We start from the raw sequence: 10,002 nt of genomic DNA on the forward strand, positions 1-10,002 counted from the left end.
GTATTAAATATGCTAATGTTAACCTCATTCATTACATCAATTTTTTAACACTTACCAAGAAACGCTAAAAGGGCCTGCTGAAAGGTGTCAGCTTTGCGGAAATTTGATCCAGATCACGCAATTACTACTCAGAAGTGAGTAATCTTGCTTACGCCACCTGGAGGTAACGCGTTAGAGTTAAATGACGCTAACGCATAAGCTCTTTTAGTAAATCAAAGTAAAGTGGACGTTAATTAACCGTTTGATTTTCAAAACGTTATACAATTTTTCGTCGGTCTGTCTATACTCTCGTATCGAGCAGATGATTTACTAAAAAAGTTTAACATTATCAGGAGAGCATTATGGCTGTTACTAATGTCGCTGAACTTAACGCACTTGTAGAGCGCGTAAAAAAAGCCCAGCGTGAATATGCCAGTTTCACTCAAGAACAGGTTGACAAAATCTTCCGCGCCGCCGCTCTGGCAGCCGCAGACGCTCGAATCCCTCTCGCGAAAATGGCCGTTGCCGAATCCGGCATGGGCATCGTCGAAGACAAAGTGATCAAAAACCACTTTGCTTCCGAATACATTTACAACGCTTATAAAGATGAAAAGACCTGTGGTGTTCTGTCTGAAGACGACACTTTCGGTACTATCACCATCGCTGAACCGATTGGTATCATCTGCGGTATCGTTCCGACCACTAACCCGACATCTACTGCTATCTTCAAATCGCTGATCAGCCTGAAGACGCGTAACGCAATCATCTTCTCTCCACATCCGCGTGCTAAAGATGCCACTAACAAAGCAGCTGACATCGTTCTGCAGGCGGCTATCGCTGCTGGTGCACCGAAAGATCTGATCGGCTGGATCGATCAACCTTCCGTTGAACTGTCTAATGCTCTGATGCATCACCCGGACATCAACCTGATCCTTGCGACCGGTGGTCCAGGCATGGTTAAAGCAGCATACAGCTCCGGTAAACCAGCAATCGGTGTAGGTGCAGGTAACACCCCTGTTGTTATTGACGAAACTGCGGATATTAAGCGCGCGGTTGCTTCCGTTCTGATGTCTAAAACCTTCGATAACGGCGTAATCTGTGCTTCTGAACAGTCCGTTGTTGTTGTTGACTCTGTATACGATGCAGTTCGTGAACGTTTCGCTAGCCACGGCGGCTACATGCTGCAGGGCAAAGAGCTGAAAGCTGTTCAGGACGTTATCCTGAAAAATGGCGCACTGAACGCCGCTATCGTTGGTCAGCCGGCCTATAAAATTGCTGAACTGGCAGGCTTCTCAGTTCCGGAAACAACTAAGATCCTGATCGGTGAAGTGAAAGTTGTTGATGAAAGCGAGCCGTTTGCTCACGAAAAACTGTCCCCGACACTGGCGATGTACCGTGCGAAAGATTTCGAAGATGCGGTAGACAAAGCAGAGAAACTGGTTGCGATGGGTGGTATCGGCCACACTTCTTGCCTGTACACTGACCAGGACAACCAACCAGAACGCGTTGCTTACTTCGGTCAGATGATGAAAACCGCGCGCATCCTGATTAACACCCCGGCTTCACAGGGTGGTATCGGCGACCTGTACAACTTTAAACTCGCACCTTCCCTGACTCTGGGTTGTGGTTCCTGGGGTGGTAACTCCATCTCTGAAAACGTTGGTCCTAAGCACCTGATCAACAAGAAAACCGTTGCTAAGCGAGCTGAAAACATGTTGTGGCACAAACTTCCGAAATCTATCTACTTCCGTCGTGGCTCACTGCCAATCGCGCTGGATGAAGTGATTACCGATGGTCACAAACGTGCTCTGATCGTGACCGACCGCTTCCTGTTCAACAACGGTTATGCTGACCAGATCACCTCCGTTCTGAAAGCAGCCGGCGTTGAAACCGAAGTGTTCTTTGAAGTTGAAGCTGACCCGACTCTGAGCGTTGTTCGTAAAGGTGCTGAGCTGGCTAACTCCTTCAAACCTGACGTTATCATCGCACTGGGCGGTGGTTCCCCGATGGATGCCGCGAAAATCATGTGGGTGATGTACGAACATCCGGAAACCCATTTCGAAGAGCTGGCACTGCGCTTTATGGACATCCGTAAACGTATCTATAAGTTCCCGAAAATGGGCGTGAAAGCGAAAATGATCGCCGTCACCACCACTTCCGGTACCGGTTCTGAAGTAACGCCGTTTGCGGTTGTTACCGACGATGCAACGGGTCAGAAATATCCGCTGGCTGACTACGCGCTGACTCCAGATATGGCAATTGTCGATGCCAACCTGGTGATGGATATGCCGAAATCACTGTGTGCATTCGGTGGTCTGGACGCAGTGACTCACGCCCTGGAAGCTTATGTTTCCGTACTGGCTTCTGAATTCTCTGACGGTCAGGCTCTGCAAGCGCTGAAACTGCTGAAAGAAAACCTGCCTGCGTCCTACCATGAAGGTTCTAAGAACCCGGTAGCGCGTGAGCGTGTTCACAGTGCAGCAACCATTGCTGGTATCGCGTTTGCTAACGCCTTCCTGGGTGTATGTCACTCAATGGCACACAAGCTGGGCTCTCAGTTCCACATTCCTCACGGTCTGGCGAACGCCCTGCTGATCAGCAACGTCATTCGTTATAACGCGAACGACAACCCGACTAAACAGACTGCATTCAGCCAGTACGATCGTCCGCAAGCTCGTCGTCGCTACGCCGAAATCGCAGACCATCTGGGTTTAAGCGCACCGGGCGACCGTACTGCGGCTAAAATCCAGAAACTGCTGGCATGGCTGGAAGAAATCAAAGCTGAGCTGGGTATTCCTAAATCTATCCGTGAAGCTGGCGTTCAGGAAGCTGACTTCCTGGCACACGTCGACAAACTGTCTGAAGATGCGTTTGACGACCAGTGTACCGGTGCTAACCCGCGTTACCCGCTGATTTCTGAACTGAAACAGATCCTGCTGGATACTTACTACGGTCGTGAGTACAGCGAAGGTGAAACTGCTGCTAAAACTGAACCAGCAGCCGCGCCTAAAGCTGAGAAAAAAGCGAAAAAATCCGCTTAATGCACTCACATAAGTTTTAGTATCTTCATAAACGGCCCTTTGGGGCCGTTTTTTTTTGCCATACTCAGCCAAAACCAGGCTATGCAGACGTCAGCCATTGTGGTGAAAAAGCGTAAGGGAAATAGGTGTGAGAGTGGCACCAGAAGGCAATGCCGCAGGGTAGTGCTTCTGGCTAAAGCAGAGACCTACCCTGCGATTTTAACTCAGCAGGAGAACAAGAGAGCTAGTCGTGGCTGTGGCGTTCCTGAATGGCCGTCAGAGAGCCTTCAGACTGTGCTTCCTTATAATGCTTGCGGCACACCGATACATAACGTTCATTTCCTCCTATAACGACCTGCTCACCTTCGTTATAAGGTCTTCCGGCCTGATCAAGGCGTAACACCATGCTGGCCTTACGGCCACAGAAGCAAATGGTCTTTAATTCAACCAACTTATCAGACCATGCAAGCAGATATTCGCTACCACCAAATAATTCACCACGGAAATCAGTGCGTAAGCCATAACACAAAACTGGAATATCCAGCTGATCAACAACCTCTGATAATTCATAAACCTGCTGTCTCGTCAGAAACTGAGACTCATCGACCAGCACGCAGTGAATTCGTTGTTGCGCGTTCTCCGCACGAATCTCCTCGAACAAAGATGAATTTTGGTTAAACAATTTTGCAGGTGACGACAGGCCTATACGTGAACTTACTTTTCCCGCGCCAAAACGGTCATCAATTTCCGCTGTATATACAACGGCACGCATCCCACGTTCCTGATAATTGTATGAAGATTGCAGCAATGCCGTCGACTTGCCTGCATTCATTGCAGAATAGTAAAAATAAAGCTGTGCCATTGTGTGTCGGCCCTCACCGGGGAGAATAAATATGGGCAGGATTGTATCATATTTCACAAACAAGTCGGTGCAGCGTGACATTCGGAATGTATAAAAGAACGAGCGAACACCACCCTGTTTCGTCTAAATACCCCTCAGCACGGAAGTGCCCTTGGGTACTTTCTTAAGTGGACAATAGAGTGAAAGTACGCTGCCAAAGCACAAACAACCTGAAGTATGATGTGTATATACACATTCTTTCACAAATAGTGCTCCTGAAATTCATCAACGTCACTTATCATCGCCGCGCAATAAAGAAACCCTGCCCTTATTGTTATTGTATCTAACGATAGCCGCCTTGTAATAGAGGATTTCCGTAAGCAAAACTAATACAAAAGGTTGAAATCACTGCAAAGAGATACTATTTGTACACTATGAAATGTGACCTGAATCTTGAATTTTTACTCTCTGCTGCCGGGAAGCCCGCATACCAATAAGCCTTTTTTATGCCCGACATCGTCATAAAATTAAGACTGAACAATTAATACAGCCACTAAATAAAGAGCAATTTTGAATTCCTTACATTCCTGGCTATTGCACAACTGAATTTATCGCTCTATTATTAGCTCAACAAACCACCCCAATATAAGTTTGAGATTACTACAATGAGCGAAGCACTTAAAATTCTGAACAACATCCGTACTCTTCGTGCGCAGGCGAGAGAATGTACTCTGGAAACGCTTGAAGAAATGCTGGAAAAATTAGAAGTTGTAGTTAGCGAGCGTCGCGAAGAAGAAAGCGCTGCCGCTGCTGAAGTTGAAGAGCGTACCCGTAAACTGCAACAATATCGTGAAATGCTGATTGCTGATGGTATTGATCCGAACGAACTGCTGAATAGCATGGCTGCGGTTAAGTCCGGCACCAAAGCTAAACGTGCAGCACGTCCGGCTAAATATAGCTACGTTGACGAAAACGGTGAAACTAAAACCTGGACTGGCCAGGGTCGTACACCGGCAGTGATCAAAAAAGCGATGGAAGAACAAGGTAAACAACTGGACGATTTCCTGATCAAGGAATAATTCAGAAATAGTTTGCTTAAAATCCCGCCACTGGCGGGATTTTTTTTACCCGCACTTCGCACATTGCCCTACCCAAATTAGGTATAAAAAAACGGCGCTGGATTAGCAGCGCCGCTCTGTCCTTATAATACCGCGAGGTTACTTCTTAATACCCATCTCATCTTCAAGCCATGCTTTAAATTCAGCGCCAAGCGTATTATGGCGAATACCATATTCAACGAACGCCTGCATATAGCCCAGCTTATTACCACAGTCATGGCTTTTGCCCTTCATGTGATAGGCTTCTACCGTTTCTTTTTCGATCAGCATATCGATTGCGTCGGTCAGCTGAATTTCATCACCTGCTCCCGGAGGTGTTTTTGCCAGCAGAGGCCAGATATCCGCACTGAGAACATAACGCCCCACAACGGCCAGATTAGATGGCGCAACGTCAGCTTTCGGTTTTTCTACCACGCCAACCATCGGTACGCTTTCACCAGGCGCTAATTCAACGCCTTTGCAATCAACAACACCATAAGCCGTTACGTCTGCTACAGGCTCCACCATAATCTGGCTGCTGCCCGTTTCATCAAAACGGTGGATCATTTCAGCAAGGTTGTCACGGGATAAATCAGATTCATATTCGTCAAGAATAACGTCCGGCAGGATGACCGCAACCGGTTCATCGCCAACAACCGGATGGGCACACAATACCGCATGACCCAGACCTTTTGCCAACCCCTGACGCACCTGCATAATAGTGACATGCGGAGGGCAAATAGATTGCACTTCTTCCAGAAGCTGACGTTTTACGCGTTTTTCCAGCATCGCTTCAAGTTCAAAGCTGGTATCAAAGTGGTTTTCAATTGAATTCTTAGACGAGTGAGTCACGAGTACAATTTCAGTGATGCCCGCAGCAATACATTCGTTTACGACGTACTGAATTAATGGCTTATCAACCAACGGTAGCATCTCTTTCGGGATTGCCTTCGTAGCCGGTAACATCCTGGTTCCTAATCCCGCAACCGGGATAACGGCTTTTTTGACTTTTGAATTAAGGGCAGCCATTTAAAACTCTCCTGGACTGTTCATGTATTGAACGTGTTCATCAATCTGTTTCGCATCCGAGTATATCAGTACCGCAGTAAGCTTCAGGTCTGAAAAGGACGCGCGTCGGTATAATTAAGATAAATACGAATAAGACTGGCGCTGATAGTAGCACTCACAGCGTAAGGGAGGTGAACCAATTTTATTCACTACCCTCTCGATTGTTCATTCCGCAGACAACATCAGGCGCAAGCGACCGCCTGCCCCCCAGATTTGGCACTGCCAGGATTCACAGCGTTGACTTAACTGATTCAGATACGTATTGCCTAACGTGCCCAGCGGAACACCATTACTGATTTGTACGTGATGTGAACCGGTATTTAATGTCGCATTCAGCCCAGCCGATACCAGAATCAGATTTTTTAATCCGCTGTGGTAATACCCCACCAGCAGTGGAAACTGTCCGGGTAAATTAGCCTGACGAAGTAAATGATTCACCTGTTTCAATAGCGCACCGAGCTCAGGCAGTCGTTGATTCTGATGGGTGAGTTGTTCTTGCAGCAAACCATTAAACAGCGCGCGCAGTAATAATGCAGCCAGGACACCATTATCCCCTGCTCGAGTAACATCCAGACAATAGAAGGCGAGATCGTGGTCCGACAGAGGGGCAATATCCAATACCAGTCCAGGTTGATCAGCGGCGACCAACTGGCGGTAGTTGACCCGACAATGCGAGATGACTTGCGACACTGGGGGCTGTAATTCTTGCAACAGTTTTGCGGCGGCAGCAGGATCGCCCACCATCGCATCCCAGTCACGAAACAGGCGTTCTTCTTCTTCCACGCGAGAATTAAACATATTGGGATAAAGACATGCAAAAACGGTTTCTCGCAGGCGGTTAAGGTCCTTCACGGGCTTTAAAAGAACATCATCCACACCGAGCCGTAATGCTTTGGCAATATCGGCCATATTTTCCGTTGCGGAGATCACCAGAATAGGCGTCTGATCGCCACGATTACGCAGATACTCGACCAGTTTAAGGCCGTTCATTCTCGGCATAGCGAGATCGCAAATCATCAGGTCGGGAGTGAAACGCCCCAGTAACTCCAGCGCATCAAGCCCGTCTCCCGCTACTGCTGTTGTCGCTCCCAAAGAGGAAAACCATGAATCCAGAAGCGAGCGAAATACTGGCTCATCTTCAACGATAAGAATCTGTTTTCCGACCAATGGCTGCGTCATATTCTCCCCCCTGACTGGCTTTAGTAAATAGTGGCATGCTATTGCAACTCACGCCTGTCAGAATTTGCTTAAGTGTTGATAAAAAATGCGTTAAACGTTGGTTTTTACCAGGGGCAGAAGCTCATCCATTTTCTTCTCGACCGCTAACTGCCCGGCAGCAATTGCAGCACCGGCGCGATGGAAATCCAGCGTGGATATTTGCGGACAAAACGGCTGAATCAGAATATCAGGTGGGTCCCCAGCCATACGGTTGCGCTTGAGACGGTTTTCCAGAACCTGAATCGAGGTCGTCATGATCTCCATCGCCGTAGGTGCCGTGACTGCACGCCGGGCCGTAATGTTGCTCAAGCGCTCTTTCAGGCGGGCATGCCATGACAGCTCATCATCGTTCGATTCGGTTTCACTATTGACGTTGAAGGAGAGCAGATCTTGTTGCATCAGGTGCGCATCATGTTGCAGGTCGACCGCAATAACGATATCGGCCCCCAACGCACGCGTCAGAGAGACAGGCACAGGGTTCACCACCGCACCATCTACCAGCCAATAACCATTGTGCGCCACAGGTGACATGAGGCCTGGAATACTGCAGGAGGCCCGAACGGCAAGGTGCAAATCACCTTCAGTAAACCAGAGTTCACGGCCCGTACTGAGATTGGTTGCAACAGTGGCAAAACGGCGTGAGCATTGCTCGATAGATTCTACCGGCATGACATTACGATACTGGTTGAATACCCGTTCGCCGCGCAATAGTCCGCCCCTGCGCCACGAGAGATCCATCAGGCGTAAAACATCCCAGTAACTGAAGGAGCAAACCCACTGTTCAAGCGCGGGGAGTTTGTTACATGCGTAGGCGGCGCCGACCAGTGAGCCAATGGAACACCCTGCCACAATATCAATGTCAATGCCCATGTGTTTCAGGGCTTTGATCACACCAATATGCGACCAGCCGCGTGCTGCGCCGGAACCTAGCGCCAGCCCAATTTTTATTTTTCTCATTATACCTACAGACTTCCCCTGGCTTGCAGACGTAGCAACATCGCCACGGCTCAGTTAACATAGTGCCACCCTGGCGTTTTTACGCCGTTTTTTTATTCCAGGGAGTACTTTGTGTCTCAGCTTTGTCCCTGTGGTAGCGCTGTCGAGTATAGCCTATGTTGCTACCGTTATGTGTCCGGTGCACAAGTAGCACCAACGCCGTCACATCTCATGCGTTCTCGTTACTGTGCTTTTGTGATGAAAGACGCAGATTACCTCATCAAAACCTGGCATCCAGATTGCCATGCCGCCGATTTCCGGGATGACATTATTGCAGGATTTACCCATACCGAATGGCTGGGGCTGACCGTTTTTGAACAGCAGACGGCAGAAACCGACACTATCGGTTATGTCAGTTTTGTCGCACGGTTTTCTGAACAGGGAAAAACAGGCGCAATTATCGAACGCTCTCGTTTTTTAAAAGAAAACGGTCAGTGGTACTATATCGATGGTACACGCCCGCAAATTGGACGAAACGATACCTGCCCTTGTGGCTCCGGTAAAAAATTTAAAAAGTGCTGCGGCTAATCAACGCCCGACAGTATCAATTATGCAAACATTCTCAACAGGATCTCCGCTGCAAATGCATTCATTACAACGAAAAGTGCTGCGTACTATTTGCCCGGACCAAAAAGGTCTGATCGCGCGCATTACTAATATCTGTTACAAGCACGAACTGAACATCGTGCAGAATAATGAGTTCGTGGACCACCGTACCGGGCGCTTTTTCATGCGTACCGAACTGGAAGGCATTTTTAACGATGTCACACTGCTGACCGATCTGGACAGCGCACTACCAGAAGGTTCCATTCGTGAACTTACGCCAGCGGGACGTCGCCGCATTGTCATTTTAGTCACCAAAGAAGCTCACTGTTTGGGCGACCTATTAATGAAGGCCAATTACGGCGGACTGGATGTTGAAATTGCCGCAGTTATCGGCAATCACGACACGTTGCGCTCCCTGGTTGAGCGTTTTGATATTCCTTTTGAGCTGGTCAGCCACGAAGGACTAACGCGTGACGAGCATGACCAAAAAATGGCGGACGCTATCGACGCACATCAGTCAGACTATGTCGTGCTGGCAAAATATATGCGTGTCCTGACGCCGACATTTGTTTCTCGCTTCCCAAATAAGATTATCAATATTCACCACTCATTCCTGCCCGCCTTTATTGGCGCGCGCCCGTACCATCAGGCGTATGAGCGCGGCGTGAAGATCATCGGAGCGACAGCCCACTATGTGAATGACAATCTCGACGAAGGTCCGATCATCATGCAGGACGTGATTCATGTGGATCATACCTATACCGCAGAGGATATGATGCGTGCCGGCCGTGACGTTGAGAAAAACGTATTAAGCCGTGCGCTGTATCAGGTTCTGGCCCAGCGAGTTTTCGTTTACGGTAACCGAACGATTATTCTGTAATCACCAATAATATGAATTGATTAGCTTTACTGCGTTACGGATGAAAAGTACGCAAACGATCCACGTTAAGCAAAGGAATGCTTTACAGCGGCGCGTCATTTGATATGATGCGCCCCGCTTCCCAAGGAAGCAGGCCAGTAAAAGCATTACCCCGTGGTGGGGTTCCCGAGCGGCCAAAGGGAGCAGACTGTAAATCTGCCGTCATCGACTTCGAAGGTTCGAATCCTTCCCCCACCACCATCTTCAAGCACTGCCTACAATTTGAATTACCCCTGGTGGGGTTCCCGAGCGGCCAAAGGGAGCAGACTGTAAATCTGCCGTCATCGACTTCGAAGGTTCGAATCCTTCCCCCACGAC

General features: G+C 48.6%; 8 protein-coding genes and 2 tRNA genes. 6 read left to right on the plus strand and 4 right to left on the minus strand.

What is annotated here, in order from left to right; genetic code table 11:
- Window positions 1-341: 341 nt before the first annotated feature.
- Complete coding sequence (adhE, locus tag NNO02_RS21415) at window positions 342-3,020, plus strand: bifunctional acetaldehyde-CoA/alcohol dehydrogenase (RefSeq protein WP_048211477.1); 2,679 nt, start codon at window positions 342-344, stop codon at window positions 3,018-3,020.
- 223 nt (window positions 3,021-3,243) lie between these two features.
- Here the strand turns inward: adhE and tdk are convergent, their stop codons facing one another.
- A complete protein-coding gene (tdk, locus tag NNO02_RS21420) occupies window positions 3,244-3,861 on the minus strand; it encodes a thymidine kinase (protein ID WP_005126397.1) in 618 nt (205 codons plus the stop codon).
- Between the two features lie 644 nt (window positions 3,862-4,505).
- Here tdk and hns point away from each other — a divergent pair.
- Window positions 4,506-4,919, plus strand: coding sequence for a histone-like nucleoid-structuring protein H-NS (gene hns, locus NNO02_RS21425; RefSeq protein ID WP_003020723.1), 414 nt, complete (start codon window positions 4,506-4,508; stop codon window positions 4,917-4,919).
- Between the two features lie 138 nt (window positions 4,920-5,057).
- Here hns and galU read toward each other — a convergent pair whose 3' ends face one another.
- The 3 genes from galU to rssA form a co-directional block, all read right to left on the minus strand.
- The gene (gene galU / locus NNO02_RS21430) at window positions 5,058-5,966 is read right to left on the minus strand and encodes a UTP--glucose-1-phosphate uridylyltransferase GalU (protein WP_271440929.1); all 909 of its coding nucleotides are present in this window, start codon (window positions 5,964-5,966) and stop codon (window positions 5,058-5,060) included.
- Between the two features lie 204 nt (window positions 5,967-6,170).
- A complete protein-coding gene (gene rssB / locus NNO02_RS21435; protein ID WP_137381700.1) occupies window positions 6,171-7,184 on the minus strand; it encodes a two-component system response regulator RssB in 1,014 nt (337 codons plus the stop codon).
- Window positions 7,185-7,274: 90 nt separating this feature from the next.
- The gene (gene rssA, locus NNO02_RS21440; RefSeq protein WP_271440927.1) at window positions 7,275-8,180 is read right to left on the minus strand and encodes a patatin-like phospholipase RssA; all 906 of its coding nucleotides are present in this window, start codon (window positions 8,178-8,180) and stop codon (window positions 7,275-7,277) included.
- Window positions 8,181-8,291: 111 nt separating this feature from the next.
- Here rssA and NNO02_RS21445 point away from each other — a divergent pair, with 111 nt between their 5' ends.
- From NNO02_RS21445 to NNO02_RS21460, 4 genes are all read left to right on the plus strand, one after another.
- On the plus strand, window positions 8,292-8,747 hold the full coding sequence (locus NNO02_RS21445; RefSeq protein ID WP_271440926.1) for a YchJ family protein: 456 nt from the start codon (window positions 8,292-8,294) through the stop codon (window positions 8,745-8,747).
- Between the two features lie 55 nt (window positions 8,748-8,802).
- On the plus strand, window positions 8,803-9,645 hold the full coding sequence (purU, locus tag NNO02_RS21450; protein ID WP_271455688.1) for a formyltetrahydrofolate deformylase: 843 nt from the start codon (window positions 8,803-8,805) through the stop codon (window positions 9,643-9,645).
- Window positions 9,646-9,800: 155 nt separating this feature from the next.
- Window positions 9,801-9,885: transfer RNA gene (locus tag NNO02_RS21455), tRNA-Tyr, on the plus strand.
- Between the two features lie 34 nt (window positions 9,886-9,919).
- Window positions 9,920-10,001, plus strand: a tRNA-Tyr gene (locus NNO02_RS21460).
- The last annotated feature ends 1 nt before the right edge of the window (window position 10,002 follow it).

This window comes from Citrobacter sp. Awk 2 (assembly GCF_028069815.1).
Lineage (GTDB): Bacteria > Pseudomonadota > Gammaproteobacteria > Enterobacterales > Enterobacteriaceae > Citrobacter.

What these genes read in the sequence shown, in the direction of transcription:
- purU (WP_271455688.1), top strand. Translation starts at nt 8,803, where the DNA reads ATGCATTCATTACAACGAAAAGTGCTGCGTACTATTTGCCCGGACCAA.
- rssA (WP_271440927.1), bottom strand. Translation starts at nt 8,180, where the DNA reads ATGAGAAAAATAAAAATTGGGCTGGCGCTAGGTTCCGGCGCAGCACGC.
- adhE (WP_048211477.1), top strand. Translation starts at nt 342, where the DNA reads ATGGCTGTTACTAATGTCGCTGAACTTAACGCACTTGTAGAGCGCGTA.
- tdk (WP_005126397.1), bottom strand. Translation starts at nt 3,861, where the DNA reads ATGGCACAGCTTTATTTTTACTATTCTGCAATGAATGCAGGCAAGTCG.
- galU (WP_271440929.1), bottom strand. Translation starts at nt 5,966, where the DNA reads ATGGCTGCCCTTAATTCAAAAGTCAAAAAAGCCGTTATCCCGGTTGCG.
- rssB (WP_137381700.1), bottom strand. Translation starts at nt 7,184, where the DNA reads ATGACGCAGCCATTGGTCGGAAAACAGATTCTTATCGTTGAAGATGAG.
- hns (WP_003020723.1), top strand. Translation starts at nt 4,506, where the DNA reads ATGAGCGAAGCACTTAAAATTCTGAACAACATCCGTACTCTTCGTGCG.